This window comes from Streptomyces poriferorum, from assembly GCF_019399235.1.
Classification (GTDB): Bacteria; Actinomycetota; Actinomycetes; order Streptomycetales; family Streptomycetaceae; genus Streptomyces; species Streptomyces poriferorum.
Map to the genome: position 1 here is coordinate 1 of NZ_JAELVH010000107.1, position 26975 is coordinate 26975.

General features: G+C 70.8%; 24 protein-coding genes. 11 read left to right on the forward strand and 13 right to left on the reverse strand.

Annotated elements, in window-relative coordinates; genetic code table 11:
* Positions 1–46: 46 nt before the first annotated feature.
* Positions 47–919, reverse strand: coding sequence for an oxidoreductase (locus tag JGS39_RS19520; RefSeq protein WP_219570470.1), 873 nt, complete (start codon positions 917–919; stop codon positions 47–49).
* Between the two features lie 115 nt (positions 920–1034).
* Between JGS39_RS19520 and JGS39_RS19525 the strand changes: the two genes are divergently transcribed.
* Positions 1035–1931: a LysR family transcriptional regulator gene (locus JGS39_RS19525; RefSeq protein ID WP_219570471.1), complete on the forward strand. Its 897-nt coding sequence runs from the start codon at positions 1035–1037 to the stop codon at positions 1929–1931.
* A 164-nt stretch (positions 1932–2095) separates the two neighbouring features.
* Here JGS39_RS19525 and JGS39_RS19530 read toward each other — a convergent pair whose 3' ends face one another.
* Positions 2096–3466, reverse strand: a complete 1371-nt coding sequence (locus tag JGS39_RS19530) for a radical SAM protein (RefSeq protein ID WP_219570472.1) — start codon at positions 3464–3466, stop codon at positions 2096–2098.
* 225 nt (positions 3467–3691) lie between these two features.
* Here JGS39_RS19530 and JGS39_RS19535 point away from each other — a divergent pair, with 225 nt between their 5' ends.
* Entirely contained in the window at positions 3692–4216 is a 525-nt protein-coding gene (locus JGS39_RS19535) for an SRPBCC family protein (RefSeq protein WP_219570473.1), read from the forward strand.
* Between the two features lie 15 nt (positions 4217–4231).
* On the opposite strand, the gene JGS39_RS19540 is transcribed toward JGS39_RS19535, so the two are convergent.
* Complete coding sequence (locus tag JGS39_RS19540) at positions 4232–5095, reverse strand: pentapeptide repeat-containing protein (protein WP_219570474.1); 864 nt, start codon at positions 5093–5095, stop codon at positions 4232–4234.
* A 183-nt stretch (positions 5096–5278) separates the two neighbouring features.
* Here JGS39_RS19540 and JGS39_RS19545 point away from each other — a divergent pair, with 183 nt between their 5' ends.
* From JGS39_RS19545 to JGS39_RS19570, 6 genes are all read left to right on the forward strand, one after another.
* Positions 5279–6649 carry an FAD-binding oxidoreductase gene (locus JGS39_RS19545; protein WP_219570493.1) on the forward strand — a complete coding sequence of 457 codons (1371 nt, stop codon included), beginning with the start codon at positions 5279–5281 and terminating at the stop codon, positions 6647–6649.
* Between the two features lie 60 nt (positions 6650–6709).
* Entirely contained in the window at positions 6710–7207 is a 498-nt protein-coding gene (locus tag JGS39_RS19550; protein ID WP_219570475.1) for a hypothetical protein, read from the forward strand.
* Between the two features lie 85 nt (positions 7208–7292).
* The gene (locus JGS39_RS19555; protein WP_219570476.1) at positions 7293–7520 is read left to right on the forward strand and encodes a hypothetical protein; all 228 of its coding nucleotides are present in this window, start codon (positions 7293–7295) and stop codon (positions 7518–7520) included.
* Positions 7521–7835: 315 nt separating this feature from the next.
* Positions 7836–9002, forward strand: a complete 1167-nt coding sequence (rhaI, locus tag JGS39_RS19560; RefSeq protein ID WP_219570477.1) for an L-rhamnose isomerase — start codon at positions 7836–7838, stop codon at positions 9000–9002.
* Positions 9003–9066: 64 nt separating this feature from the next.
* Positions 9067–11112 (forward strand): bifunctional aldolase/short-chain dehydrogenase, encoded by a 2046-nt coding sequence (locus JGS39_RS19565; RefSeq protein WP_219570478.1) that lies wholly within the window; start codon positions 9067–9069, stop codon positions 11110–11112.
* Between the two features lie 16 nt (positions 11113–11128).
* Complete coding sequence (locus JGS39_RS19570; RefSeq protein ID WP_219570479.1) at positions 11129–12658, forward strand: rhamnulokinase; 1530 nt, start codon at positions 11129–11131, stop codon at positions 12656–12658.
* Between the two features lie 47 nt (positions 12659–12705).
* Here the strand turns inward: JGS39_RS19570 and JGS39_RS19575 are convergent, their stop codons facing one another.
* Together JGS39_RS19575 and JGS39_RS19580 are read right to left on the reverse strand one after the other, a co-directional pair.
* Positions 12706–13101: a cupin domain-containing protein gene (locus JGS39_RS19575; RefSeq protein ID WP_219570480.1), complete on the reverse strand. Its 396-nt coding sequence runs from the start codon at positions 13099–13101 to the stop codon at positions 12706–12708.
* A 226-nt stretch (positions 13102–13327) separates the two neighbouring features.
* Positions 13328–14401, reverse strand: a complete 1074-nt coding sequence (locus JGS39_RS19580; RefSeq protein WP_219570481.1) for an enoyl-CoA hydratase/isomerase family protein — start codon at positions 14399–14401, stop codon at positions 13328–13330.
* A gap of 229 nt (positions 14402–14630) precedes the next feature.
* On the opposite strand from JGS39_RS19580, the gene JGS39_RS19585 reads away from it, so the two are divergent.
* Positions 14631–16823 (forward strand): SpoIIE family protein phosphatase, encoded by a 2193-nt coding sequence (locus JGS39_RS19585; RefSeq protein WP_219570482.1) that lies wholly within the window; start codon positions 14631–14633, stop codon positions 16821–16823.
* A gap of 155 nt (positions 16824–16978) precedes the next feature.
* Here the strand turns inward: JGS39_RS19585 and JGS39_RS19590 are convergent, their stop codons facing one another.
* From JGS39_RS19590 to JGS39_RS19615, 6 genes are all read right to left on the reverse strand, one after another.
* A complete protein-coding gene (locus tag JGS39_RS19590) occupies positions 16979–17602 on the reverse strand; it encodes an LAETG motif-containing sortase-dependent surface protein (RefSeq protein WP_219570483.1) in 624 nt (207 codons plus the stop codon).
* A 247-nt stretch (positions 17603–17849) separates the two neighbouring features.
* On the reverse strand, positions 17850–18338 hold the full coding sequence (locus JGS39_RS19595; RefSeq protein WP_219570484.1) for a GNAT family N-acetyltransferase: 489 nt from the start codon (positions 18336–18338) through the stop codon (positions 17850–17852).
* A complete protein-coding gene (locus JGS39_RS19600) occupies positions 18313–19503 on the reverse strand; it encodes a DUF6397 family protein (protein WP_219570485.1) in 1191 nt (396 codons plus the stop codon). Before JGS39_RS19600 ends, JGS39_RS19595 begins: the two co-directional genes overlap by 26 nt.
* Positions 19504–19617: 114 nt before the next feature.
* The gene (locus tag JGS39_RS19605) at positions 19618–20031 is read right to left on the reverse strand and encodes a roadblock/LC7 domain-containing protein (RefSeq protein ID WP_219570486.1); all 414 of its coding nucleotides are present in this window, start codon (positions 20029–20031) and stop codon (positions 19618–19620) included.
* A 119-nt stretch (positions 20032–20150) separates the two neighbouring features.
* Positions 20151–20774 (reverse strand): GTP-binding protein, encoded by a 624-nt coding sequence (locus JGS39_RS19610; RefSeq protein WP_219570487.1) that lies wholly within the window; start codon positions 20772–20774, stop codon positions 20151–20153.
* Positions 20775–20981: 207 nt separating this feature from the next.
* Complete coding sequence (locus JGS39_RS19615) at positions 20982–22904, reverse strand: hypothetical protein (RefSeq protein ID WP_219570488.1); 1923 nt, start codon at positions 22902–22904, stop codon at positions 20982–20984.
* 108 nt (positions 22905–23012) lie between these two features.
* On the opposite strand from JGS39_RS19615, the gene JGS39_RS19620 reads away from it, so the two are divergent.
* Positions 23013–24065, forward strand: coding sequence for an Lrp/AsnC family transcriptional regulator (locus tag JGS39_RS19620; protein WP_219570489.1), 1053 nt, complete (start codon positions 23013–23015; stop codon positions 24063–24065).
* Positions 24066–24112: 47 nt separating this feature from the next.
* Here the strand turns inward: JGS39_RS19620 and JGS39_RS19625 are convergent, their stop codons facing one another.
* Entirely contained in the window at positions 24113–25603 is a 1491-nt protein-coding gene (locus tag JGS39_RS19625) for an LCP family protein (RefSeq protein ID WP_219570490.1), read from the reverse strand.
* A gap of 380 nt (positions 25604–25983) precedes the next feature.
* On the opposite strand from JGS39_RS19625, the gene JGS39_RS19630 reads away from it, so the two are divergent.
* Positions 25984–26568 (forward strand): TerD family protein, encoded by a 585-nt coding sequence (locus JGS39_RS19630; RefSeq protein WP_219570491.1) that lies wholly within the window; start codon positions 25984–25986, stop codon positions 26566–26568.
* A 72-nt stretch (positions 26569–26640) separates the two neighbouring features.
* Here the strand turns inward: JGS39_RS19630 and JGS39_RS19635 are convergent.
* A partial coding sequence (locus JGS39_RS19635) for an MMPL family transporter (protein WP_219570492.1) occupies positions 26641–26975 on the reverse strand: 335 nt, incomplete at its 5' end.

Here is a 26975-nt window from a genome sequence, read left to right on the forward strand (position 1 = left end):
ACGACTGAGGCCCCGGCGCGGCATCGGTCCCTCGCGCGCCGGGGCCTCAGTCGTCGTAGCCGGTACTGCGGCTGACCTTCTCCCAGGCCAGCACTTCGGTACGGGAGGCGTCGAGGCTCGCGAGAACCGCGTCGGTCGCGTCGTTGCCGAGCGGCAGCCTGAGCGGGGTGTCCTGGGACGCCAGCGCCGTCAGGATGGCGGCGGCTGCCTTGTCCGGGTCGCCCTCCTGCTTGCCGTCGGAATCCGGGAGGTTGCTGCGGACCGGGCCCACCGTCTCCTCGTAGGCGGCAATCGCCGCGGACTGGCGCAGCGCGCCGCCCCCGGCGAAACCCGTGCGGAACGATCCGGGCTCGACGATCAGCACCTTGACGCCGTGCGGGGCCACTTCGGCCGCCAGCGCCTCGGACAGGCCTTCCAGCGCGAACTTCGTCGCCGAGTAGGCGCCGACCCCGGGGAAGGTGAAGCGGCCGCCCATACTGCTCATCTGGACGACGGCGCCCGAGCCGTTGCGCCGCATGTGCGGCAGTACGGCACGTACCAGCGCGGCCGGCCCGAAGAAGTGCAGGTCCATGAGATCGCGCAGTTCACGGTCGCTCGTCTCCTCCACGGCACCGACCAGCCCCATGCCCGCGTTGTTGACCACCACATCGATCCGGCCGTACCAGAGCACGGTGTCCGCGACCACGTCCGCGATGCGCGCCGTGTCGGTGACGTCCAGTTGCACGGCGACGGCCCGGTCGGGGTGCGCGGCCACCAGATCGTCGAGCGCCTCGGGCTTGCGGGCCGTGGCGACCACGGTGTCCCCGGCAGCGAGGGCGGCCGTGGCGATGGCGCGTCCGAAGCCGGAGGAGGCCCCGGTGATGAGCCAGACCCGGCCCGGCGCGTTGTCGCGGACAGCTGCTGCGTGTTCGGTGTTCATGTCCAACTCCAGCTCTTCCCGGTGGTGTTGCGGTGATCCAGTTATGCCATCCCGTTCCGCGCCCGGTCCAAGACAGAGACCCGTCGGACCGATAAGCGGGCCTTATGATCGCTGGATGGAGCTACGTCAGCTGCACTACCTCACCGTGATCGCCGAGGAGGAGAACCTTGGGCGGGCCGCCAGGCGGCTGTTCGTCAGTCAGCCGGCCCTCTCGTACGCGCTCAAGGGCCTTGAGTCCGAACTCGGGGTACGGCTCTTCGACCGTCACTCCGGTGGCGTCTCGGCCACCGCTGCGGGACGTGACGTGATCGCCGAGGCGCTGCTCACGGTGCGCCAGTCCGAACGGGTGACGGCAGCGGCACAGCGGCACGCACGGGGCGAGACGGGCGTGCTGCGCGTGGGTTTCGAGGCGAGTGGCGCCAGCGAACTGACCACGCGGGCACGGGCGGAGTTCTCCCGGCGGCACCCAGGAGTGCGGGTGACGCCCAGGCGCTACGACTGGGGGCAGGAGGCCGACGCCCTGCGGGACGGCCTGACGGATGTGGCCTTCGTCTGGCTGCCCAACGATCTCACCGGGCTGGAGAGCGAGTTGGTGCACACGGAGCCGCGCGTCGTGGGGCTGCCCTCAGGACACGTGCTGGCCTCCCGGTCGGGCGTGTCGGTCCTGGAGGTCGGGGAGGAACCGCTGTTGTGGACCGAGCGGGCACCGCGCGAATGGGTGGACTGGTGGGCCGTCAACCCTCGCCCGGACGGGTCGAGTCCACGCTGGGGACCGACGAACGACAACGTCGAGGAGATGCTGGAGCAGGTGGCGGAGGGCACCGCCATCTGTTTCGCTCCGCTGAGCATGGCGCGGTACTACGCGCGGCCCGATCTCGCCTGGGTCCCGTTGACGGATGTGGAGCCGCTGCGCGTCGTGCTCGCCTGGGCGAAGGAGACCGACAACCCACTGGTCCTGGGGTTTGCCGGCGTGGTACGGGAACTTTCCGCGTCGGAGCCGCCGGGCCGGTGAGCAGACAGGAGAAGGCTGTGCCCCCTTCCGGGGCCTGCTCCGATGGCGTGGTGGGCTGCAGCCGCTCTCCGGCGCCGGCCGTCCTGCCGGGGCAGGATGGCTCCGCTCCTGCTTCGGGCGTCGTCGGAATCGATGCCGGAAGCGGCGCCCGAAACCGCCCGCCGCTAGGAGATCGCTCCGGACCCGGTCCGGTCGTCCTCCTGCCGGGCGGGCAGGCTGTCCATGAAGGAGCTGACGGAGAACACCGCGCGTCCGGGCCCGGGCGGCCCGTAGCCGGGAGGTGAGCTCAGTCCGTACTCCTCCATCGTCGAGCGATAGGCCTCCAGCAACCGGATGTGGTACTCCAGCGGCGCGCCGTCCGGGTTCGTCCTGCCGAGCGGTGTCGTCGGTTCGGGGCACCAGGTGGTGAAGCGCGGGGTGATGCCGTGCGACATGAAGAACCGCAGGCCCTCGGTGGTGGAGTCGATCGCCTCCTTCACCGTGGTGAAGCCGAACGGCTCGGCCATCTCCACGCCTGCGACGAAGTTGGGGATGACGTTGCGGGCACCGAAGACATCGGCGGAGTCCAGGATGCGGCGGTGCCACTCGTCGCGTCCGACGTAGCGCTCCTTGCCGGGGCAGTAGAGCTCGAACAGCCTGCGGTCCCACACCTCGTAGTTGGGGTGGTAGATCTGCACGCCGTAGTCGTGGAAGCGCTGGACGTCGGCCTTGGGCAGGGCCTGGGCGACGACCTTGCCGATCCAGCGGCCGGGGAACCGTTCCTCGATGGCCTTGGCGTACTGGCCGTAGAAGTCGGCCTCGTCCCGTCCGCCGATGTGGGAGGTGATGGCGCCGCCGGTCAGGGTGTAGGCGGTGGACGTCTTCGCCGTGTCGTAACGGTCGATGATGGCCAGTGCCTCCAGCACCTCCTCGACGGGCTTCACTCCGGTGTAGGGGCGGCCCGCCGCCTTGTGCTGGCGCCAGTTGTGGTTGATGTCGCAGTACTGGCACTCCTCCTTCGCGCCGAAGTACTGGCAGACGCGGAAGACCGTCAGGTAGACCAGGTAGCCCCACTGGATGGTGGGCGCGACCTCCATGACCGACTTGCCGTTGCCGAGGGTGTGACGGTAGTAGTCCGGCATGGGAGGCAGGCCCACGTCGGAGATCCGACGGCCGTCGAGGTACAGCCCGAGCACTCCGTCGGCGTCGGACGCCACCCGGTACGGAGACGCCGGATTGACGCGCACGGAGACGACCGTGCGCCGCAGTTCGTACGGGCCGCCGGTGAGCACGATCTCCTCGGGCGGGCGGCGCAGCGCGGCCGCACCCAGCTCGGGCAGGGTGCCGTGGTCGAACGAGAAGATGAAGTACGACTTCGGCTTGACGTCACCACCCTCGTTGTCACTGAGCGCGGACTCGTCGAAGGCCACACCGCCGCGCAGCAGATCCTCCTTGATGACGGCCTCCCGCGGCACATGCGGGAACTGCTCCATCAGCCGCTCGATCAGGCGGGTGCGGCTCGTGTCGGTACTGGCGGGGTCGGTTCGGCTGGGCATGTGCGGGCTCCTGGGTCCGGTCGTGGAGGGTGTTCCGGGTACGCCGTCCTGTCCAACGAACCAGGGACGCGAAGCGTTCGCGCTCCCGTCCGCCGAAACGGCCTGAACCCGGCGCCTCCCCTTATGTGACCGGTGAGTAGGGTGTGGGGCCCGGGAGCCCGTCGGCCGTGCGGCCGTTCCGACGCCCCGGGGGTTGCCGCAGTCGGCCGCGGAACGGAAGTGCTCATGCCCCGCACCATGTCCGTGTCGGACAGCATCGTGGTTCTCGCCGAACCCTCGCTCGTGTACGACCGCTTGAGCGACCCCACGGAGATGGGGCGCTGGAGTCCTGAGAACCGGGGCGCGAAGGTGCTCGGACAGCGTCGGGGCGCGTACGTCGGAATGGTCTTCGAGGGCCGGAACAAGCGCGGGGCCATGCGCTGGACGACCAGGTGCACGGTCACGGCGGCCGACCCGGGTGAACGGTTCGCCTTCCGCGTCCACGCCATCGGGGCGAAGCGGCCCCGGCTGCCGGGGGCGATCGCCACCTGGGAGTACCGCTTCGAGGCGTTGGACGGCGGCACCAGGGTCACCGAGATCTGGACGGACGACCGCCGGGCCTGGCCGGACTTCATGGCCAACGCCTTCGACCGGGCGGCCACCCGGGGGCACACGTTCGCCGAGTTCCAGCGCGGGAACATCAGGACCACGCTCCAGCGCCTCAAGGCGGCGCTGGAGGCATCCCCGGTCGACGAGGCCCCACAGGTGTGACGAGGTGGCGTGCCGTCACCTGTCCCAGTGCGCGGGGTGGCTGAGCGAGGAGGGCAGCCGGGTGGCGCCGTTCCCCCTGGCAGCGTTGAGCTGGGACTGTGTGAGGAAGAGCGCCCCGGTCAGGTCGGCGCCGGACAGGTCGGCGTCCCGGAAGTCCGCGCCGATCAGATCGGCCAGCCGCAGGTCGGCGCCGGCGAGGTCCGCCGCGATGAGGCAGGCGCCGCGGAGATCGGCGCCCCGCAGATCCGCCCCTCCGAGGCGGGCGGCGATCAGGTCCGCACCCCGGTGGCTGCGCTTCTTCTTCCGGGGCGCGGTGGCGCGCACGAGTTCGCTGGTGCGGGCGAGGAGGGCGGCGACACCGTCCCGGTGCGTGGCCACGTCCAGGTCCGTGAGGGCGTCCGCGTCGAGGCGGGTGAGGCGTTCGGTCTCCTCCAGGCTGCGCCGGACCTCTCCGTGCAGGGAGCGAGCCGGTGCGAGGGAAGCCGCCTCCGTGAGATACCAGAGGAGTTCGTGGAGCTGACGTACGACCGGGAAGACCTGGAACATCTGCTGGGCGCTCTCCGGGGCCGTGCGCCAGTCCCGCCCGCCGAAGGTCTCCCCCGACACCTTCTGGCCGGCACCGAAGCAGTCGTACACCGTGCAGCCGGCGAAGCCCTCGGTCCGCAGCCGGGTATGGATGCCGCAGCGGAAGTCCTCCTGAAGGTTGCGGCAGGGTTTGCCCGCGTCCTTGTTGACGGCGAAGTCCGCGGACCGGGTGAGGGTCAGTGCGACGCAGCACAGTCCGAAGCAGTTCCCGCAGTCGGCGCGCAGGGCGGCACGGTCACCGCCGTCATTGGCGTCTGTCCCATCGGTGCCGGGGGCGCTGTCGTTCTCGGGCACGTTACGTGAGTCCTTCGGTGCGCGGTCGGTGGGCGTCCGAGCCTATCCAGTCGCGGTGTCCGGCCCCACCACGAGGTGCACGAGGTGCCCGCGACGGGCTGCGGCCCCGGGGCCGCCCGCACCGGCCGGAGACACCGCGACCATAATGATGGCTAATACATCTTTTGGGAGGTGGCCACCACCGTGGCGAACGCACCGGTCGACAGCATCCCGGCCCAGCGGGTCCTGACCGATCCCGCGGGTCTGACCCGGTACCAGCACGACGAGGCCGAGTGGGCACCGTACGGGACGCCCCTGGCCGTAGTGCGTCCGCAGAGCACCGAAGAGGTGCGGGACGTGGTGCGCCACTGCGTCACCCACCGCATCCCCTTGGTCCCGCGCGGCGCGGGTACCGGTCTGTCCGGGGGCGCGAACGCGGTCGACGGGGCGATCGTCCTGTCCTTCGAGGACATGAACCGCATCGTCGAAATCGACCGTGCGGAGCGGCTGGCCGTCGTCCAGCCGGGCGTGGTCAACGACGATCTGCGCGCGGCGAGCGCGGAGCACGGGCTGTGGTACCCGCCGGATCCGGCCAGTTCGCCCTGGTCCACCATCGGCGGGAACGTCGCGACCAACGCCGGAGGCATGTGCTGCGTCAAGTACGGCGTGACCCGCGACTACGTGCTGGGCCTGGAGGTCGTCAACGGACTCGGCGAGGTCGTCTCGCTCGGCCGCCGGACCGCGAAGGGTGTGGCGGGATACGACCTGGCCGGGCTGATGGTGGGGTCCGAGGGCACGCTCGGGGTGATCACGGAGGTCACGGTGCGCCTGCGGCCCGCGAGGCTCCAGGAACGGACGGTGGCCGGGTACTTCTCGTCCGTCGTCGCCGCGGGTGAGGCCGTGAGTGCCGTGACCGCGTCCGGCGTCATCCCCTCCGCGCTCGAACTCGTCGACCGCCACTGCCTTGCCGCGGTCGACGCGTGGAAGAAGATGGGCCTGTCCGCGGACGCCGACGTGGTGCTGCTCGGCCGCGTCGACACCCCCGGCGCCGAGGGTGACGCCGAGGCCGAACTGGTCCGCGACTGCTTCGAACGCGCCGGGGCGACCTGGGCCGCGGTCTCCACGGACCAGCAGGAGGCGGACGCGCTGTTCCAGGCCAGGCGACTGGCCTATCCGGCACTGGAGCGGCTCGGCCCGGTGCTGACCGAGGACGTCTGCGTGCCCCGGACCGCCGTGCCGGAGATGCTGGCCAGGATCGAACGGACGGCCGCCCGGCACGACGTTCTCATCGCCAACATCGCGCACGCGGGTGACGGCAACCTTCATCCGCTGATCATCACGCCGCCCGGGGACGAGGCCGCGCGGGCGCGCGCCCAGAACGCGTTCGAGGACATCCTGGACGATGCGATCGCGCTCGGCGGCACGGTGACCGGTGAACACGGGGTGGGGCTGCTGAAGATGCGCGGCATGAACAAGGAACTGGGCCCGGCGGTCCTCGGCATGCACCACGCGGTCAAGGCGGCCCTCGATCCGCACGGCATCCTCAACCCGGGCAAGGTGCTCGGGAGCGTCTGACCCGGTTGTCAGTGGGCCGGCGCACACTGGCACGAGTGCAGCACGGCGAAGGGAATCCGGATGAGCGCCGGGGAAGAAGAGTCCGGTTTCGAACCGGCCACCGGGGAAGGCCCGTTGCCTCCGGGCCCGGCCGGGCGACGGGCCGCTTCGGTGCGGACCGCGTTCGCCGGGATGCTCCAGATCCGGCGCCTGACGAACACCGGCCCCGCCTCCCCGGAGACGGTTCCGGCGGCCTGGGAACTGCATCGGACGGTACGGGCCGTTGCTCTGGCCCTGGAGGCGGCGGGGCTGCCCGCGTCGGCCGTTGACGCCTCCGGCCGGCGCACGGCGACGGGATACCGGGTGGCCGCGGGTACGTCGCCGGGCACCGCGCGGGTGGAGTGGCTCGGCCCGCCGGGCAGCGGCGCGGCACACGAGGAGGAGGGCGAGCTGACCCGGTGTGCCGCGGTGCTGCGGGAGTTGGGGTGGATAGCCCTGCTCTACCGCGGACCGCGCAGCCGCCGGTTCCTGGAGGTCGAACCACCGACGGGTGCGGCTCGGCCGGACAGCCGGCCGTAGGCGCGCCTCAGCTCTCGGCGAGGGCCGTTGTCAGACCCATGAGAGATGCTTGTGGGTCCGACACCTCTGACCTGGAGATGCTGAGATGCGCAATGACGAACTCGCCGCGGCGCAGGCGTACGTCCGTTTACTGGAAGCGACGCGGGCGGCCCTCTCCGATCCGGACGACGCCCCGCTGTACATGCCGTTGCTCGCCTCACCGATCGCCGAGGCGGACGGCGCGCTGCGCCGCGCCGGTCTTTCGGGCAACGAGTCGAGGTTCTTCGACCTCGTCCGCTCGCTCCAGCCCAGCATGTCGGACAGCGGACACTGACCTGCGGCCCTCACCGCACGGCCGCGCGTGCCCGCCATCGGGGAACCACCAGCGTCCTCACCGACGCTTCACCCGGCTCACCGTCTCCGCACACCGGCCGGCCCGGCCCGCCCCGGATCCCCCGGGCGGGCCGGGCCCGTCTTCGGCCGGGTCGCCCCGATCCGTGGTGAATTGATTCAACCCTGTTCAAGCTCGTACGAAGACCGCCTGGTCGCTTGACTAGTGAGCAGCGTCCTACCTAGCGTACGTTCAGATGAAACGATTCACATGTCCCGGCGATCACGCTCGCCGGGTGACTCTGCTTACGAGGTGTTCATGTCTGATGTGTCGGCCGTCAAGGCAGCCCTGAAGTCCCAGGTGATCGAGACCCCGTCGTGGGGCTACGGCAATTCCGGGACCCGGTTCAAGGTGTTCGCGCAGCCGGGGGTGCCGCGGGACCCGTTCGAGAAGATGGAGGACGCGGCGCAGGTCCACGCGTTCACGGGCGTCGCACCGAAGGTGTCGCTGCACATCCCGTGGGACAAGGTGGCCGACTACGCCGCGCTGACCCGTCATGCCGAGGGCCTCGGGCTGCGGATCGGTGCGATCAACTCCAACGTCTTCCAGGACGACGACTTCAAGCTGGGCTCGGTCACCCACCCGGACGCGGCGGTGCGCCGCAAGGCGACCGGGCATCTGCTGGAGTGCGTCGACGTCATGGACGAGACCGGGTCACCCGATCTCAAGCTGTGGTTCTCCGACGGCACGAACTACCCGGGGCAGGATGACATCGTTGCCCGTCAGGACCGGCTGGCCGAGGCGCTGGCCGAGGTCTACGAGCGGCTCGGCGACGACCAGCGGATGCTGCTGGAGTACAAGCTCTTCGAGCCCGCCTTCTACACGACGGACGTGCCCGACTGGGGAACGGCGTACGCGCACTGCCTCAAGCTCGGCCCGAAGGCGCAGGTGGTCGTGGACACGGGCCACCATGCCCCGGGCACGAACATCGAGTTCATCGTCGCCCTGCTGCTGAGGGAAGGACGGCTCGGCGCCTTCGACTTCAACTCGCGCTTCTACGCGGACGACGACCTGATGGTCGGGGCGGCAGACCCCTTCCAGCTCTTCCGCATCATGCACGAGGTCGTGAAGAACGGCGGTCTGCGCTCCGAGACCAACGTCAATTTCATGCTCGACCAGTGCCACAACATCGAGGCCAAGATCCCCGCGGTCATCCGGTCGGTCGCCAATGTGCAGGAGGCGACGGCCAAGGCCCTGCTGGTCGACATGGACGCGCTCGTCGCCGCGCAGACGTCGGGCGACGTGCTCGCCTCGAACGCCGTGCTGATGGATGCCTACAACACGGACGTACGGCCTCTGCTGGCCGAGGTCCGGGAGGAACAGGGCCTGGCCGGGGACCCGTTCGCCGCCTACCTCGCCTCCGGCAACCAGGAGCGCATCGCCGCCGCCCGGGTTGGCGGCACCCAGGCCGGCTGGGGCGCCTGAACCCCGGCTGCACCGCTGCACCGCTGCCCGTCGACCCGCACATCCCGTCCCGAAGGAATCCCCCATGACGTCCTCGACGCACCCCGAAGTCACCGCGCTCCTGGAGCGCGCGCACCGGATCGGATCCGATCCGCGCAACACCAACTACGCAGGCGGCAACACCTCCGTGAAGGCGTCCGGCTCCGACCCGGTCACCGGAGGCGAGACCGAACTCCTCTGGGTCAAGGGCTCCGGAGGTGACCTCGGCACCCTGAAGGAGGAAGGGCTCGCCGTGCTGCGCCTGGACCGGGTCCGCGCCCTCAAGGAGGTGTACCCGGGCGTGGAGCGCGAGGACGAGATGGTGGCAGCGTTCGACTACTGCCTGCACGGCAAGGGGGGCGCCGCGCCGTCGATCGACACCGCCATGCACGCCCTGGTCGAGGCGGCGCACGTCGACCATCTGCACCCGGACTCGGGGATCGCCCTGGCGTGCGCGGCCGACGGGGAGAAGCTGACGGCCGAGTGCTTCGGCGACAAGGTCGCCTGGGTGGGCTGGCGCCGCCCGGGCTTCCAGCTCGGGCTGGACATCGCGGCCGTGAAGGAGGCCAACCCGCAGGCCGTCGGCGTCGTCCTGGGCGGGCACGGGATCACCGCCTGGGGCGAGACGTCGGACGCGTGCGAGCGCAACGCCCTGTGGATGATCCGTACGGCCGAGACCTTCCTCCAGGAGCACGGCCGGCCCGAGCCGTTCGGAGCCGTGCTCCCCGGCCGGGAAGCCCTGTCCGCGGACGAGCGCCGGGAGCGGGCGGCGGCGCTCGCCCCGGTGATCCGCGGCCTGGCGTCCACCGACCGGCCCCAGGTCGGTCACTTCACGGACGCCGAGCCGGTGCTGGACTTCCTGTCCCGCGCCGAGCACCCGCGGCTCGCCGCCCTCGGCACCTCGTGCCCGGACCACTTCCTCCGTACGAAGGTCAGCCCGCTGGTACTCGACGTTCCCGCGGACGCGCCCGTCTCCGAGGCGGTGGATCGGCTGAAGGCGCTGCACGGGGAGTACCGCGAGGCGTACCGGGCGTACTACGAGCGGCACGCCGTCCCCGGGTCCCCCGCCATGCGCGGCGCGGATCCCGCGATCGTGCTGGTGCCCGGCGTCGGGATGTTCTCGTTCGGCAAGGACAAGCAGACCGCCCGCGTCGCCGGGGAGTTCTACCTCAACGCCATCAACGTGATGCGTGGCGCGGAGGCCGTCTCCACGTACGCGCCGATCGAGGAGTCCGAGAAGTTCCGGATCGAGTACTGGGAGCTGGAGGAGGCCAAACTGCGCCGGATGCCGAAGGCGAAGCCGCTGGCCACCCGGGTCGCTCTGGTGACCGGGGCCGGTTCCGGGATCGGGCGCGCCATCGCGCACCGGCTGGTGGCCGAGGGCGCCTGTGTGGTCGTGGCGGACCTGAACTCCGAGAACGCGGCCGCGGTCGCGCGGGACCTGGGCGGCCCGGACCGGGCCGTGGCCGTCACCGTCGATGTCACGAGCGAGGAGCAGATCGCGGAGGCCTTCGGGGCTGCCGTGCTGGCGTTCGGGGGTGTGGACCTCGTCGTGAACAACGCGGGGATCTCCATCTCCAAGCCGCTGCTGGAGACGACGGCGCGCGACTGGGACCTGCAGCACGACATCATGGCGCGCGGCTCGTTCCTCGTCGCACGCGAGGCCGCCCGGGTCATGCAGGCGCAGGGTCTCGGCGGCGACATCATCTACATCGCTTCCAAGAATGCCGTCTTCGCCGGCCCCAACAACATCGCGTACTCCGCCACCAAGGCCGATCAGGCGCATCAGGTGCGGCTGCTGGCGGCCGAGCTCGGCGAGCACGGGATCCGCGTCAACGGCATCAACCCGGACGGGGTGGTGCGGGGTTCGGGGATCTTCGCCGCGGGCTGGGGCGCCCAGCGGGCGGCGACGTACGGCATCGAGGAGGAGAAGCTCGGCGAGTTCTACGCGCAGCGGACCCTGCTCAAGCGGGAGGTGCTGCCCGAGCACGTCGCCAACGCCGTGTTCGCGCTGACCGGCGGCGACCTCACCCACACCACCGGCCTGCACATTCCGGTGGATGCCGGTGTGGCTGCCGCCTTCCTGCGATGACCTGGACACGAACTCCATGGCTGTGAAATCCAACGACTCCGCGGCCGGTGAAGCCGTCTTCGCCGCCGTGGACCTCGGCGCGACCAGCGGCCGGGTGATCACCGGCCGGGTCGGGCCCGGGAAGCTCGAACTGGCCGAGGCACACCGGTTCGCCAATACACCGGTGCGCCTGCCGGACGGTCTGCGCTGGGACGTACTGGCCCTGTACCAGGGGATGCTGGACGGGCTGCGGGAAGTCGGGCGCACGGGTCCCGTCGCCTCCATCGGCGTCGACACATGGGCGGTTGACTACGGGCTGCTGGATGGCGACGGAGCGCTGCTGGGGCTGCCGTTCCACTACCGGGACGCGCGCAACAGCGGGGCGGCCAAGAGGCTGCCGGACGGCTGCGGTGTGCGGGAGCTGTACGCGGTCAGCGGACTGCAGCACCTTCCGTTCAACACGGTCTTCCAACTGCTCGCACACCGGACGACCGCCCAGTGGGAGCCCGCCCGGACACTGCTGTTGATGCCCGATCTGCTGGTGCACTGGCTGACCGGATCGGTGGGCGCGGAGATCACGAACGCTTCGACGACCGGGCTGTTCGACGCGCGGAGCGGTGACTGGTCCGACGCGCTGATCGGGCGGTTGGGGCTGGAGCGTGCGCTGTTCCCGCCGCTGCGTGAACCGGGCGCTCCGGCAGGAACGCTGCTGCCGCACGTCGCCGAGTACACCGGCCTGCCCGGCGGGACCCCGGTGACGACGGTCGCCTCGCACGACACGGCGTCGGCGGTCGCGGCGGTTCCGGCCACGGAGGCGGACTTCGCGTACATCTCGTGCGGCACCTGGTCGCTGGCCGGGCTGGAACTGGATGGTCCGGTGCTGTCCGAGGAGTCCCGGGCGGCCAATTTCACCAATGAGCGCGGGGTGGACGGCACGATCCGCTATCTCCGCAACATCATGGGCATGTGGCTGCTCGAGGAGTGCCGCAGGGTGTGGGAACGTGCGGGCGCGCCCCTCGGTCTGGGCGGTCTGCTGGCCGACGCGGCCGGGTCGCAACCGTTCGCCGCGGTGATCGACCCGGACGACGCGTCGTTCCTCGCACCGGGTGACATGCCGGCCCGGATCGACGCGTATCTGCTGCGTACCGGGCAGACGCCGCCGCGGACGCCCGGCGGGTACGTGCGCTGTGTGCTGGAGAGTCTGGCGCTGGCGCATCGCAGGACCCTGCGCCGGGCCGCCGAGCTCGCGGGGCGCGATCCGGTACGGATCCACCTGGTGGGCGGCGGCTCCCGAAACGAGCTGCTGTGCCAGTGGACGGCGGACGCGAGCGGGCTGCCGGTGACGGCGGGACCCGCGGAAGCGACGGCTCTCGGCAACATCCTGCTCCAGGCCCGCGCCCACGGTCTCGTGGACGACCTCTCCGGCATGCGGCGGCTGGTCGCCGGCACCCAGGACCTGCGGCATTACGAGCCTCGGGGCAACCGTCGCGACTGGGACCGCGCCGAGGACCGGATCGGCCTTCGGCACGACCAGGCGGCCGCCGGGACGGGGGGCGCAACGGCCTGACCCGCATCCGTGGCATCGGCCCGGTGCCGGCCGCCCCGGGCAGCCGGTCAGGTGCTCAGCACATGCCCGGTCGTCACGTCCACATGGTCGGGGACGTCTTCGTGGCGATCGCCCACGGTCGGTGTTCCGGTGGGCTCGAACATGAGGATGGCTGCGCCGGAAGGTGCGTACGGCTTGTGCTCCGTGCCCCGGGGAACGGTGAAGACCGCTCCCCGGGGGAGGCGGACCGTGCGCTCCCCGTCGGGCTCGCGCAGGGAAATGTGCAGCTCGCCTTCGATCACCAGGAAGAACTCGTCGGTGGTGTCGTGTACGTGCCAGACGTGTTCGCCCTCGACCTTGGCGATGCGGACGTCGTAGTCGTTGACGCGCGTCACGATGCGGGGACTCCACAACGCGTCGAAGGAGGCCAGCGCCGTGTCGAGCGAGATCGGTTCACTATTCATGGGTTCATCCTGAGCCCGCGTGTGCCGCCTGTGCGAGTGCCAGGAATGGCATGTGCCGAAAGGATCCTCGCACGCGCAACCCGGTCCGCTGCGCCGCGCGACCATTTCGAACCGCCGCGAACCTGCGTACGGTGATGCGCCGGGCGATCGGCCTCAGCCCGTCCGAGTACCGGGGCCGGTTCGGGCCGAGGTGAGCGTGAGCCGACAGGCTGGGGTGCCGTCCGCCTCAGTCGGCCGTTCCCGCCGCGGGGCCGAGGCCGAGCTCGCCGTCACCCAGCGGTGCGAAGTGGCGGGCCACGTCCTCGTCGGTGACGCCGGCGAGCTCCGCCGGGCTCCACCGGGGGTTGCGGTCCTTGTCGATGATCTGGGCGCGCACGCCCTCCACCAGATCGGGCCCGGTGAAAGCGGTGGACGAGACGCGGTACTCCTGGTCGAGGGCAGCTTCCAGGCTGTTCAGACGGCGGGCGCGCCGGACGGCCGTGAGCGTCACCTTGAGTGCCGTGGGCGATTTGGCCAGGATCGTCGCGGCGGCCTGCTTCGCGGCGGGCACCCCGTACCCGTCGAGGCGTTCGACGATCTCCTCGACCGTGTCCGCCGCGTAGCACGCGTCGATCCACTCGCGGTGCGCCGCCAGTTCACCGGCCGGCGCGGTGCCGGCGTACCGCCCGGCCGTGGCGACGACGGCCTCCGGCGTGCCGCATGTGTCGAGTGCGGTGAGTAGGGCGGGCAGGTCCCCCGACGCCACGAAGTGGTCGGCGAGGCCGCACAGGAGCGCGTCGGCCGCTCCGGCCGTGTCGCCGGTGAGCGCCAGGTGCAGGCCGAGTTCGCCGGGGGCCGCGCCGAGCAGGTAGGTGCCGCCGACGTCGGGAACGAATCCGATGCCGGTCTCGGGCATGGCGATCCGGGAGCGTTCCGTGACGATGCGGAGCGAGCCATGAGCGGAGACGCCGACCCCGCCGCCCATCACGATGCCGTCCATGAGGGCGACGTACGGCTTGGGGAACCGGGCGATGCGGGCGTTGAGCCGGTACTCGTCGCGCCAGAAGTCCAGGGACGTCCGGCCGCCTGCCAGGGCGTCGTCGCGGATGGACCGGATGTCTCCGCCCGCGCACAGACCGCGCTCCCCCGCCCCGGTGAGCAGCACCGCGACGACCGAGGGGTCCTGCTCCGCCGCGTCCAGGGCCTCGCCCATGCGCAGCACCATGGCGTGGTTCAGCGCGTTCAGCGCCCGGGGCCTGTTCAGCGTGATGTGGCGGACGCGTCCCTCGGTGTGCAGCAGGACGGAATCCTCGTGGTTCATGCGCGCGCTCCGGTCAGCCCCAGTGCCGTACCGTCCGCCGGTTTCACGGACGATCTTCCGCTGCCATTGTGCGCGGCGGCCCCGGGCGCTCGGCAGGAGGGGGCCGGCCGCCTCCGGGGCCCGGGCGGAGCGCCGTCGGAGGGATTCCCGCTGTGGCAGCCGTGCCGAACCCGCCAGACAATTGAGTCACGCCGTACGGCAGCCCCGCCGGACGATCTTCGGAGCACGAATGACCGATCACGACCGGCCACCGTTCATCCCCGTACCGCCCCGCCTGCTGGTCGAGAGGACCCACAACAGCGAGACGGCGACGGCGGAGCGGCTTGCCATGAACCGCACCGGCAGTTTCGAGTGGGATCTCGATGCCCGGACGCTGGACATCGACGAGGCCGGGCTGCTGGTCTTCGGCCTGGATCCGGCCGTTTTCGACTCCCGGCCCGAGTCCTTGATGGAGCTCCTCGACCCGGCGGAGCGGATCCGTCTGGATGTGGCGATCGACGAGGCCATCAAGGGCGGGAGCACCTCGTACAACGTGCACTTCCGGGTCCCGCTGGACCAGGGCGGTGATCAGTGGACCCATGTCCAGGCGCGCATCCTGCGCGGCCCCGACGGGATGGCGCACCGGGTGATCGGTCTGGTGCGGGACGCGACCGCGGAAGTCACCCATTCGGCCTTCGTGCTGGATCTGGAAAAGAGGCGTCAGCGACAGACGGACATAGTTGAACGAACAACCAGCGCGTTGTCGCGAGCGGTGACCGTCGACGACGTCACCGCCGCGCTGACCGGGCCGGGCGGGCTGGCACGGCTCGGCGCCGACGGGCTCGCCCTCGGCCTGCTGGACAACACCACCCTCAACGTCATCGCCCTGAGCGGCGAATCGCTGGAAGTCGTCGACGAGCTGGGCTCGGGCCGGCTCGACCCGAAGTTCCCGCTGGCCGACACCGTCCTGAGCGGGCGGCCACGCTTCGTGAGCTCGCTCGATGCGCTCACCCGGCGCTATCCGGTGCTGGAGCCGTTCGTGGGACAGCTCAAGTTCCAGGCGGCGGCCTATCTGCCGCTCGTCGCCCAGGCCAGGACCCTCGGCGGGCTGGCCCTCTTCTACCGCGAACGCACCACCTTCACCGCCGACGAACGCAACCTCTGCCTGGGGCTCGCCGCGATCGTCGCCCAGTCCCTCCAACGGGCCACGCTCTTCGACGAGGAACGCGAGTTCGCCACCGGTCTCCAGTCCGCGATGCTGCCCCGCCGGATCCAGGACATCGAGGGCGGCGAGATCGCCGTCCGCTACCACGCCGCGTGGAGCGGCCGTCAGGTGGGCGGCGACTGGTACGACGTGATCGCCCTGCCCAAGGACCGCTTCGGCATCGTGGTCGGCGACGTACAGGGCCACGACACGCACGCGGCGGCGATCATGGGCCAGCTGCGCATCGCGCTGCGTGCGTACGCCGCCGAGGGGCATCCGCCGTCGACGGTGCTGGCCCGGGCCTCCCGGTTCCTCTCCGAGCTGGACACGGACCGTTTCGCCACCTGCACGTACGCCCAGGTCGATCTGGCGACGGGGACGGTACGGGTGGTACGGGCCGGCCACTTCGGCCCGCTGATCCGGCACACGGACGGCCGGGTCGGCACCCCGCAGGTGCGCGGCGGCGTCCCGCTGGGCATCGCGACCGACTTCGGCGACGAGGAGTTCCCGGAGACCCGGCTGGACCTGGTCCCGGGCGAGACGCTGGTCCTGTACACCGACGGTCTCGTGGAGGAGCCGGGCGCCGACATCGATGCGGGGGTGCGCACGCTCATCAACGAGGTCAGCGCCGGCCCGGCCGGCGCCGAGGCGCTGGCCGACCACCTGTCGGACCGACTGTGGGAGCGCTGGGGCTCGGGCGACGACGTCGCCCTGCTGGTGCTGCGGCGCAGCCCCGACCCGGGGTCCCCGCGGGCGCCGCGGCTCCATCAGTACATCCACCAGGCCGATCCGGAAGGGCTCTCCGACGCCCGGACGATCGTGCGTCAGGCGCTGACCGACTGGAACATGGCCGAACTCGCGGACGACGCCGAGCTGGTGACCGGTGAACTGCTGGTGAATGTGCTTCTGCACACGGAGGGCGGTGCCGTCCTCACCCTTGAGGTGCTGCCGGAACCGGTGCGGCGCGTCCGGCTGTCGGTGCAGGACCGCTCCAGTGCCTGGCCCCGGCGCCGTACGCCCGGCGAGACCGCGACTTCGGGCCGGGGACTGCTGCTCCTCGACGCGGTCGCCACCCGCTGGGGCATCGAACCCCGCGGCGAGGGCAAGGCGGTCTGGTGCGAGATCGGGCCCGCCGCGCCGCCCGTGTCCGCACCGGTCCGCAGGGAGGTCAAGGAGCCCGTGGACCGCCTCGGCGAAGGCGGCTCGGCCGGTCACGCCTCCCCGGGCGCACAGAACTGACAGCGACCACACCGAGCGACAGCACGGAGGGAACGGCGTCGAGGGGGACAGCACGGAGCGGACAGCGTTGAGGGGCGCGCCTCGTCCCACAGGACACGGCACGCCCCTCAGCCGGTGACCCGGGCACGGTCAGCGCGCCCGGGTCCCGGAGTACGTCAGTGCTGCGCGGTGCGGCGCTTGCGCACGGACCACATGATGCCGCCACCGGCCAGCAGCACGGCGACAGCCGCGCCACCGATGATCGGCGTGGCGGACGACGAACCGGTCTCGGCCAGATCCGGCGAGCTGGGGCTCGGCGTGGCCGCGGCAGGCGCAGACGACGAGGCGGACTCGCTGGGGGTGTCGGTCGGCGTGGGAGTCGCCGTGGTGGGCGTCTCGGACGGCTTCGTCTCGGAAGGCGTCGGCGTGGGCTCCTGCGTCTCCTCGCACACCGGCGCCTGCTTGGACTCGTCGCGCGAGTACTGGTCGCCGTCACCGGCCTTGACGACCAGACGGACCGTCAGCGCCTTGTCGTGCTCGGGCAGCTCGATCGTCTTGTCGAGCCCCTTGCCGAAGGTCTCCGTCGGCAGGAGGTCCTTTCCGTCGACGGTGACGGTCACCTGGTTGGTGACGTTGCCGTTGTACGCGGACAGGTGCAGGCTCACTTCGGTACAGGTCACGTCCCAGGTGGGGGTGTGAGCTGCGGCCGGACCGGCGGTGAGAACCGCACCGGTCAGGCCGACAACCGCAGCGGCGGCGAGGGTTCCCGCAGCACGCCACGATCTCCTGGGTATGGTCATGGATTCTTCCTCCGCAAATGTTTCATCGCCCGAATGGCGGTGGGGCGCACAGTACTGCCCTCTTCCCCTCTGTGTGCACCCGCCCCACAGACCATTCGGCGTCACAACTGACCTCACATCGACTCCGGTTGGGACAACCCGGACACGGTCACCGGCAGGACTGCCACGCCGGCGTGGCGCGAAGTGAACGCCCGGCGCCGGAGCGTGCACGTGGGGCAGTCCGCAGCCACGACCACCCGCGGACCCCTCAGAGCGGGCGGTGCATGATGTGAAGTCCCACGAACCCCTTCTCCGGGTGGTTGAACCCCTCCGGCAGGGTTCCCAGGATCTCGAAGCCGAGGGAGCGGTAGAGCCCGACCGCGGCGGCGTTACCCTCCACGACCGCGTTGAACTGCATGGCACGGAACCCGGCCGTGCGAGCCCAGTCGATCGTGTATTCGCACAGGGCCCGTCCCACGCCCTTTCCGGAATGCCGGGGGTCGACCATGTAGCTGGCACTGGCCACGTGTGAGCCGTTGCCCATCTGGTTGTTGTTCATCTTCGCCGTGCCCAGGACGCCGCCGTCCTCGCCGACCGCGACCACCGTGCGGTTCGGGGGCTTCAGGAGCCACCAGTCGAGGGCGTCGGCCTCCGTGAGGTCGAGAGGGTAGGTGAACGTCTCGCCCGCGGCGACGATTTCATGGAAGAAGGGCCAGATTTCGGGCCAGTCCTCAGCGGTGGCTTCCCTGATCAGCATGGTGCAAAGAATGCCTGGTCCGAGCGCCCGCGGCGAACCGCTTCCCCCGGCCGCCCGCTGTCCGGCGCGCGCTCCGGCGCCGAGGTGTCCGGCGGAGGCGGAACCGGGCAAGCAGCCCTGCCGCGCCGTCACCTCCACCGGCTTCCCGTTCGCTGCCTTCCTGCGTGCGATCCTCCTGTGTGCAGTCCTCCTGCGTGCGGTCCTCCTGTGTGTCGTCTCCCTGCGTGCGGTCCTCCTGCGCGTCGTCTCCCCGCGTGCCGGATTCCGGCCGTTCAGCCGATGCCTCCTCCGCTCCCGACCGCCGCACCGGACCGAACGGCCACACCGGCACTGCGGGTTCGGCCGAGGCTCCTGAATCGACCGTCGATCCGGGACACCGCTCCTCCCCGGGCCGCGGGGCCGCGCGCAGTTCGCGTGCGCCGTCCAGCTCCATCCCGAGGGTGACCCGCCGCCAGAGGATCTCGTCCGGTTCATCGGCGAGCATCAGCTGCGCCATGGCCTCACGTCCGGCGGCCGAACCGCCCTGGCCGAAGACCGGTACGGGCCGGACCCGGCCGAGGTAGGCACGCTCGTACGGATCGTCGACCACCTCGGCCAGCTGGACCGGGTCCAGCGCTTCCCCGACGACGGCGGCACGGGCCCAGGGGTCCTCGGTAAGGGCCAGCAGCCGTTCGGTCCGGCGGGCGCGCCAGTTGCGCGCCCGGCAGTCCGTTCCCGCGTCCAGTCGACTGCGCATCCAGGGCGGGCTGTTGCCCACCATGAGTTCGGGCGACCGTGCGGCCAGGCCGCCCAGCTCCTGCGCGAGATAGAGCCACACCACCGCTCGGTAGCGATTGAGGTAGAACGCGACCGGCGTGACACAGCCCGCGCGCGCCAGCCGGCTGAAGCGGACCGGACTGATCCCGAGCAGCCGCGCCCCGTCCGCGGTCCCCACGGTTCGCACCCGCTCCTGCAGCGTCCCGGGGAATCCGTCCTCCGACCTGAGCCGGTCGATCTCCTCCCGATGGACTCCGGCCCGCCCTCCGGACTGCCGTGCGCCCACCCGGACGATGCCCAGATGTACAGCCAGGGCGAACTCTCCGCGCCTCAGCTCCAGTTCCGCAGCGGCACTGCTTGCGGTGATCATGTGTACGCCGTTGTCCCGCACCGTTCCCGTCATGGGCATGACGCTTCTCCCCCGTGAGACCCGAATACTCTCCGTGACCACGGTAGTACGGAAACGGCAACCGCCGCCCGTCCTGTGGATAACCATCGGACAGGCGGCGGCACCGACAGAACGTCAGACCCTGTTGGCCCCCACGCTCCCGTCCTGCCGTGCGGCCACGCCGAGGTGCTCCCCGACCCTGTTGACCAGCAGCGTCATCTCGTACGCCACCTGTCCCACATCGGCCTCCGCCTCACTCAGCACACACAGACAGCTGCCGTCTCCGGCGGCCGTCACGAAGAGCAACGCCTCGTCGAACTCCACCATCGTCTGCCGCGCCTTTCCGGCGCGGAAGTGCCGGCCCGATCCGCGGGCGAGACTGTGCAGTCCGGACGACACGGCGGCCAGATGCTCCGCGTCCTCACGTGCCAGCCCCGTGCTCGCTCCCGTGACCAGACCGTCGTTCGACAGCACCAGGGCGTGCCGTATGTGCTCCACCCGGCTGGTGAGATCGTCAAGCAGCCAGTCGAGTCCCCTGTCCAGTGCCATTCTGTTCCTCCCCGTTCATACGTTCCCCGTGCCCCACGTGTGCGCAAGCCTTACGCACCGGTCACGTACGGGCAAGCGTCCCGCTGCGCATCAGCGGGACGGAATCAGGCCAAGACAGCTCAGCCGACCGAGTCCAGAAGCCGTGCGGTGTGCATCCGGCCCGCGTATTCGACCATCCGGATCAGGACTTCCTTGCCCGAATCCCGGTCCCTGGCGTCGCAGAGCACCACCGGAGTTCCGGGATCGAGATCGAGGGCGCGCGACACATCCCGTTCGCCGTACGAACGAGCCCCCGCGAAGCAGTTGACGGCGACGACGAAGGGAATCCTGCGGTGCTCGAAGTAGTCGACCGCCGGGAAGCAGTCCTCCAGCCGCCGGGTGTCCGCCAGAACCACCGCGCCCAGGGCGCCTTGGCAGAGCTCGTCCCAGAGGAACCAGAACCTGTCCTGGCCCGGGGTTCCGAACAGGTACAGAGAGAGTCCGGACCTGATGGTGATGCGCCCGAAGTCCATGGCAACAGTGGTGGTGGTCTTCTGGGCGACACCATCGGTGTCGTCCACCGACTGTCCGGCCTCGCTGAGGAGTTCCTCCGTCCGCAGAGGCCGGATCTCGCTCACTGCGCCGACGAGCGTCGTCTTGCCGACCCCGAACCCGCCGGCGACCAGGATCTTCAGGGCCAGGGCGTCGTTCGGAGCGGCCCCGGTGGACTCGTCCCGGGGGCTGTCAGCGTGCTCGGTCGGCATGGATCACTTCTCTCACCAGTGAGCCCCAGGACGTCGAATGCGCAGGTCAGAGTCATCATGAGGTCTCGGATTCAGTGCATCTTCGGCAGGCGTACGGCGACAGCATGGCAAACCGGCACCCGGCCCGTGGGGCGCGATCACTATTTTGAGGATGTGACTGTTTCAGGCTGTCTGATGCCCGGAACCGCACGAATTCCGGTGCGATTGTCAGCCATCCGATTGTTCTTGGCCGATAACCACGCGCAGCCCTTCCCCGGCGCCGTGTTCCTGCTCCCGCCGGAGCTGCTCCTCACCCAGGAGGGAGCGCAGCTTCTCCCACCGCCGGGAGTGACGCTGCGCCACAACGGCAGGAACCGGACCGTCCACCGGCGCCTCCGGTCCCGACCGGGCCGAAGCGCCCAGCAGCCGCGCCGCGGCGCGATGGTTCCCGAGGCCGAGCTCGATGTCGGCGACGAGTTCGCCCGCCACCGAGGCGGACCGGCGGTCACGGAGATCGAGCATCAGGCGGGCGGCCTGCGCCGCGTAGCGCCGGGCGCGGAGCGGGTCGCCCTCCCACCGGCTGATCTCCGCCAGGACGAACCGGGTCCACGCGTCGGCCCGGGTGTCGGGGGCGGTCGGGGTCCACTCCCCCGATGTCGCGATCACGTCCATGGCCGCCTCCGGCTCGGCCTGGACCAGGGCCAGTGCGAGCAGGGCCACCGCCACTCCCTTCCCCGGACCGAACTCCGGTGTCCGCGGCAGGAGCTCCAGCGCCTCGGCGAACTCCGTGGCCGCCTCTTCCGCCTCTCCCTTCCACAGGCGCGCGACGCCCCTGAGCTGGGCGAGCTGCCCGACACAGGTGCTGTCGCCGTCCCGGACAGCGAGCGGCCACGCCTCGACGAGCACCGCGTCCGCCGCCTCCAGATCGCCGTCGCACACCGTGAGCTGGGCGAGCAGCCACAGCGACCTCGCGGGTCGCGCGCCGAGGGTGGCGTCGAGCGCCTGCTCCAAGCGCCGCCGCCCTTCCGCGACCCGGTCATCGGTGACCCAGTGGAACCACAACGAGACGGCGATGCCCGACGCGGTCTCCGCCTCCGCGGCGGGTGACAGCGGCGCGGTGGCGGGGTTCATCGCGGCATACAGGTCAGGGCGGGCCGAGAGCACCAGTTCGTCCGCCTCGCGGTGCCGGCCCATCCGCCACATGAGGGCCGCCTCCTCGGCCACCGCGGCGTAGTGGCGCCGGTGGTGCAGGACGACGGCCCACCGGTCGCCGCGCGCGTCGAGCCGGGCAGCCCCCGTCCGCCGGGCGGCGGCAGGCATCCGGTAGCGGCCCTCGGCGTCCGTCAGCAGCACGCGCGGGGCCAGCCGGTCGAGAGAGGCCAGCACCTCGGCGACGGGCAGCGCCCCGGAAACGCATACGGCCTGCACGGCGGCCAGGCCGAACGGCCCCTCGAACACGGAGAGCCGTTCCCAGAGGAGCCGTTCCGCCGCATCGCATGTCAGATACGTGTGCTCGGCGTCGGCCAGGGGGCCGGGGCCGGCCGGCGAGCCGAGCGGATCGGCGAATACGGCGTCCAGGGTCTCGCCGCCCAGCCGGTCGGCCGCATGCCGCACCGCGCCCGGAATCGCGTCGAGCTGGTCGCACAGATCCGAAACCCGGGCCCGCAGGGCGGAGGCCTCCGCACCATCGTCGGCCCAGATGTCTGGGAGCGGGCCGCCCGCGGTGGCCGCCGCGGTGAACACCCGCATCGCTTCTGGCCCGTCCAACGGACCGAGCAGGACGGCCGCCTCGCCTGCCAGGTGCAGCCGGCGCCGGGCGGTGACCAGAAGGGAGATGCCGGGGAACTCGTTGAGCAGGCCGGCGATCTGCGACCTGGCGTGGGGTCCCAGGTGTTCGCAGTCGTCGACCACCACGAGCGCGTCATGAAGATCCTGGCCGCGCAACCGGCGGGCGGCCTTCTCCGGGGCTGCGCCCGCCGGTGTCCCGGTCGGCGATATCCAGATCACCTGTCGGCCCGTCAGGAGTTCCGTTTCGGCCGCGCGGCGGGCCAGCCACGACTTGCCGATGCCTGGCGGGCCATGCACGGTGACCAGCCGTTCACCCATCAGGAGCCCACTGAGGCTGCGTATTTCCTGGTCTCTTCCTGCCATGCGCCCAGTCCTCCACATCCCGATGATCATGCCCACACGTGCTCATGGCATAGTCCGATGAACCTCGTCCGTCTCCGCCATCAACCGGTGAATCCGCCAGGAAGAAACGTGTCACCCAGCGAACACACCCTCAGCGAAGCCGACCGCACGGTGATCCACGCACTTCAGATCGCACCCCGAGCGGGCTGGAGCCGGCTTGCTCCGGTTCTCGGGAGCCGTCCGGACACGCTGGCGCAGCGCTGGTCCAGGATCACCGCCGCGGGAACGGGCTGGTGCGGGGCGCTGGGACTGCACACGGGAGAGACGCCTCCATGCATGGCCTGGATCGAGGTCCTCTGCACCGGCGAGCGGAACGGGGCGCGGTCCGCCCTGCTCACCGAGGACCCGCATGTGCTCTCGGTGTTCGAGGTGACCGGGGCCCGCGCCCTGCTCCTGTTCGTCGCCTTCCCGGATCTGTCGATGCTCGACGAGCACATCTCCACCCGGTTACTGCGTCTTCCGGGTGTGACCGGGACGCGGACCCATCTCGTCACGGCGGTCCACCGCACCGGGGCCCGGTGGCGGCTCGACCGGCTGACGCCCACACAGACACTCCGCCTCATCGACCTGCCCGGCCGACCGCGCGAACCGGGCGCGGCCGCGGCCCCCTCCCTCAGGCCGGAGGACCGGCGGCTGGTCCTGGCCATGGCGGGTGATTCACGGCTCTCCGTGGCCGAGCTGGCCCGGCGGCAGGGCCGGAGCGAGTCCGCGACGCGGCGCCAGCTCGCCCGGCTGGAGAGCAGTGGCACCCTCACCCACAACTGCCGGCCGGCTCCGCTCTACTCGGGCTGGCCCGTATCGGTCGTGATGTGGGCGGACTCCCCGGCCGCAGACCTCGCGGCGGCTCCACCCATCGTCCACCTGCGTGAGACGGTCGAGTTCATGTCGGTCACCGGCCCGCACAACCTCGCCATCGCCCTCACTCTGCGCTCGCTCGATGATCTGCCGGCCTGTGCCGCCACCCTGATGCGGCGGGTGCCTGGGCTCAGGATCGCGGACTCGATAGTCGTCCTGCGGTGCCACAAGTTCGCCGCGCAGGTGCTGGGCCCCGACGGCCGCCGGGTCCGCACGGTCCCGCCGGACATCTGGACCCGCCCGGTTGCGCTGCCGGTGCGCTCATGACGACGGCGGACGCCCGAGCGCCCACGCGCACCGGGCACTCCGCGGTCTCAGCCGTACGAGAGGTCACTGCACGGGTCGTCCGCGGCGGAGCGGGACCTGTCCGTGACGTCGGACGGCAAGGAGTCGGGTGTCGGTGAGGCGGATGCCGGTGACGCGGGTTCCGGCGAGGGGTCGTCGGCGTAGTCGCGTCCGACGATCACCTGGATCCCCGCCTCACCCGACTCCTTGACCGGGGCTCCGCCGAAGAGCCGGGCCGTGGTCTCGGCCCCGGCCTTCCCGCCGGGCCCGTAGGTGACGACGGTGCGCTCCTGGTCCTGGGAGTTCGCCGTGGCGGTGCCGGTGACGGTGAAGCCGCGCGTACGCAGGAGCTCGGCCGCCCGGGCCGCGAGTCCGGTCACCGTGGTGCCGTTGTAGACGGCCACATCGATACCCGTGCCTGAGACGGGCGCGGCGGAGGCGGTGGCCGGCGCGGGCGTCGCTCCCTTGCCACGGCTCGTGCCCGCAGCGTCCTGGCCGTCGATCGTGCGGTCGGCCTTGAGCGTCGCCCACAGCGCGTCGGCCTCCGCTTCCACGATGGCGACGCGGGCCCCCTCGTAGCGCCAGGGAACCGTGAGGAACTTGGTGTTGCGCAGGTCGATGTTCTTCATCGACAGGGCAAACCTCAGCAGTTTGTCCGCCGAGCCGAGGCCCGGGTCGACGGTCATCGCGTCGGTCGCCGCGTTGGCCAGGGGCAGCAGGGTGGTCGGGTTCAGGCCGCGGGACTTGACCTGCTTGATGAGGGAGCCGACGAACGCCTGCTGCCGCTGGATCCTGCCTATGTCGGAGCCGTCACCGATGCCGTGCCGGATTCGTACGTAGTCGAGCGCGCGCTGTCCCGAGACCGTCTGGGGCCCCTTGCCGAAGACCCGCTCGCCCCGGGTGGGGCGCTTGGGGTTCAGGTCCCGCTGGTAGATGTCCTGCGGAAGACAGACGGGTACTCCGCCGACGGCCGAGGTCAGTGCGGAGAAGCCGGCGAAGTCGACGACGACGGTGTGGTCGACGCGCAGACCGGTGAGGTGTTCCACGGTGTTCTGGGTGCAGGCCGGATTGCCCTCGGCCGTCTCCCCCACCGAGAAGGCCGCGTTGAACATGACGTGCTGCTGCGGCGCCGTCCACTCGCCGCCGGGCTTCTTGCAGGCCGGGATGTCGACCAGCGAGTCACGGGGGATCGAGACGGCGACGGCGTGCTTGTGGTCGGCGTAGACGTGCAGCAGGAACGCGGTGTCGGAGCGGCCGACCTCACCCGTGCCGCCGCCCAGTCCGCTGTTGTCGCCCGCACGCGTGTCCGATCCGATGACGAGGACGTTCTGTCCCGCGGACGTGTCGGGCGGCCGGTCGTCGGAGATGCCGTCGGAACTGAACGTGTCGATGCTGCCGGTCAGTTTGAGATATCCCCAGCCGACTCCGGCGACCAGCAGGACGAGGAAGGACAGCCCGATCACCGCCGTGCGCCGCAGCCGGCCTCCCCGGCCCACGGCTCCCTTGTGACTGCCTGTCATCGATCACCCCGTTCGTCCGGCCGCCGTACGGATAGACCGGCATCGGCCTCGCACGGTTGCACGGTTGCGCTGTTAGGTTGCGGTGGCCTCGTGGATCACCGCCGCCGTCCATCCTCGGTCCGATCCCCTGTCCACAACCCGCTGCCGGAAACATTGACCGTAAGACACCCCGTGCCGCCTGCGCCCTGGGCAAATCCCCGCGGATCCTGAAGAGTGGGCCCGCGGTCGCGAAGACGGGGCGCGCCGCTGGGGCCTGCGGGACCACCCCGCCACTTCACGGCCCGCGCGTCCAGGGAACCATAGGGGAAGGGCCGTCGTCCTCTTCGGTGGCGGCCGAAGGAACACTGATCAACGGATCACCGGATCATTGGAGGAAGTTCATGGGTGTGACCCTGGCCAAGGGCGGCAACGTCTCCTTGTCGAAGGAGGCGCCCGGCCTGACCGCGGTGACGGTGACGGTGGGCCTGGGCTGGGACGTGCGGACGACGACGGGCGCCGATCACGACCTCGACGCCAGCGCCCTGCTGTGCTCGGACGCCGGCAAGGTCCTCTCGGATCAGCACTTCGTCTTCTACAACAACCTCAACAGCCCGGACGGTTCCGTCCAGCACACCGGTGACAACCTCACGGGTGAGGGCGAGGGCGACGACGAGTCCATCAACGTGGACCTGGCCGGTGTGCCGGCGAATGTCGCGAAGATAGTCTTTCCGGTCTCCATCCATGACGCGCAGAGCCGGGGGCAGAGTTTCGGCCAGGTGCGCAACGCGTTCATCCGGGTGGTGAACCGCGCCAACGGGGTGGAGCTCGCCCGTTACGACCTGAGCGAGGACGCCTCGACCGAGACGGCGATGGGCCTGTTCGGCGAGCTGTACCGGCACGGTGCGGAGTGGAAGTTCCGTGCGGTGGGCCAGGGTTACGCATCCGGGCTGGCCGGCATCGCGACGGACTACGGCGTCAACGTCTGACCGCCGGCACGGTGTGCGCCCGGGCCCTGTGCCCGTCCCGGAGTTCCGGGGCGGGCACAGGGCCCCGTTGCGTTACCCTTCCTCGCTCCCCCGCCCCGATCCGGCCGGGATCCGGCTGATGCGGCTCGGCCACCAGGCCTTGGGGCCGATGTCCACGACCAGCGCCGGGGCCAGCAGCGAACGCACCACCAGGGTGTCCAGCAGCACTCCGAACGCCACGATGAACGCGATCTGGGCGAGGAACGCCAGCGGGATCACGATGAGCGCAGCGAAGGTGGCGGCCAGCACCACTCCGGCGGAGGTGATGACCCCGCCCGTGCTCACCAGCCCTCGCAGCACTCCCTGTCGGGCCCCGTGCTCCAGGGCCTCCTCCCGGACCCGTGACATCAGGAAGATGTTGTAGTCGA

What these genes read in the sequence shown, in the direction of transcription:
- JGS39_RS19520 (WP_219570470.1), bottom strand. Translation starts at nt 919, where the DNA reads ATGAACACCGAACACGCAGCAGCTGTCCGCGACAACGCGCCGGGCCGG.
- JGS39_RS19525 (WP_219570471.1), top strand. Translation starts at nt 1,035, where the DNA reads ATGGAGCTACGTCAGCTGCACTACCTCACCGTGATCGCCGAGGAGGAG.
- JGS39_RS19530 (WP_219570472.1), bottom strand. Translation starts at nt 3,466, where the DNA reads ATGCCCAGCCGAACCGACCCCGCCAGTACCGACACGAGCCGCACCCGC.
- JGS39_RS19535 (WP_219570473.1), top strand. Translation starts at nt 3,692, where the DNA reads ATGCCCCGCACCATGTCCGTGTCGGACAGCATCGTGGTTCTCGCCGAA.
- JGS39_RS19550 (WP_219570475.1), top strand. Translation starts at nt 6,710, where the DNA reads ATGAGCGCCGGGGAAGAAGAGTCCGGTTTCGAACCGGCCACCGGGGAA.
- JGS39_RS19555 (WP_219570476.1), top strand. Translation starts at nt 7,293, where the DNA reads ATGCGCAATGACGAACTCGCCGCGGCGCAGGCGTACGTCCGTTTACTG.
- rhaI (WP_219570477.1), top strand. Translation starts at nt 7,836, where the DNA reads ATGTCTGATGTGTCGGCCGTCAAGGCAGCCCTGAAGTCCCAGGTGATC.
- JGS39_RS19565 (WP_219570478.1), top strand. Translation starts at nt 9,067, where the DNA reads ATGACGTCCTCGACGCACCCCGAAGTCACCGCGCTCCTGGAGCGCGCG.
- JGS39_RS19570 (WP_219570479.1), top strand. Translation starts at nt 11,129, where the DNA reads ATGGCTGTGAAATCCAACGACTCCGCGGCCGGTGAAGCCGTCTTCGCC.
- JGS39_RS19575 (WP_219570480.1), bottom strand. Translation starts at nt 13,101, where the DNA reads ATGAATAGTGAACCGATCTCGCTCGACACGGCGCTGGCCTCCTTCGAC.
- JGS39_RS19580 (WP_219570481.1), bottom strand. Translation starts at nt 14,401, where the DNA reads ATGAACCACGAGGATTCCGTCCTGCTGCACACCGAGGGACGCGTCCGC.
- JGS39_RS19585 (WP_219570482.1), top strand. Translation starts at nt 14,631, where the DNA reads ATGACCGATCACGACCGGCCACCGTTCATCCCCGTACCGCCCCGCCTG.
- JGS39_RS19590 (WP_219570483.1), bottom strand. Translation starts at nt 17,602, where the DNA reads ATGACCATACCCAGGAGATCGTGGCGTGCTGCGGGAACCCTCGCCGCC.
- JGS39_RS19595 (WP_219570484.1), bottom strand. Translation starts at nt 18,338, where the DNA reads ATGCTGATCAGGGAAGCCACCGCTGAGGACTGGCCCGAAATCTGGCCC.
- JGS39_RS19600 (WP_219570485.1), bottom strand. Translation starts at nt 19,503, where the DNA reads ATGCCCATGACGGGAACGGTGCGGGACAACGGCGTACACATGATCACC.
- JGS39_RS19605 (WP_219570486.1), bottom strand. Translation starts at nt 20,031, where the DNA reads ATGGCACTGGACAGGGGACTCGACTGGCTGCTTGACGATCTCACCAGC.
- JGS39_RS19610 (WP_219570487.1), bottom strand. Translation starts at nt 20,774, where the DNA reads ATGCCGACCGAGCACGCTGACAGCCCCCGGGACGAGTCCACCGGGGCC.
- JGS39_RS19615 (WP_219570488.1), bottom strand. Translation starts at nt 22,904, where the DNA reads ATGGCAGGAAGAGACCAGGAAATACGCAGCCTCAGTGGGCTCCTGATG.
- JGS39_RS19625 (WP_219570490.1), bottom strand. Translation starts at nt 25,603, where the DNA reads ATGACAGGCAGTCACAAGGGAGCCGTGGGCCGGGGAGGCCGGCTGCGG.
- JGS39_RS19630 (WP_219570491.1), top strand. Translation starts at nt 25,984, where the DNA reads ATGGGTGTGACCCTGGCCAAGGGCGGCAACGTCTCCTTGTCGAAGGAG.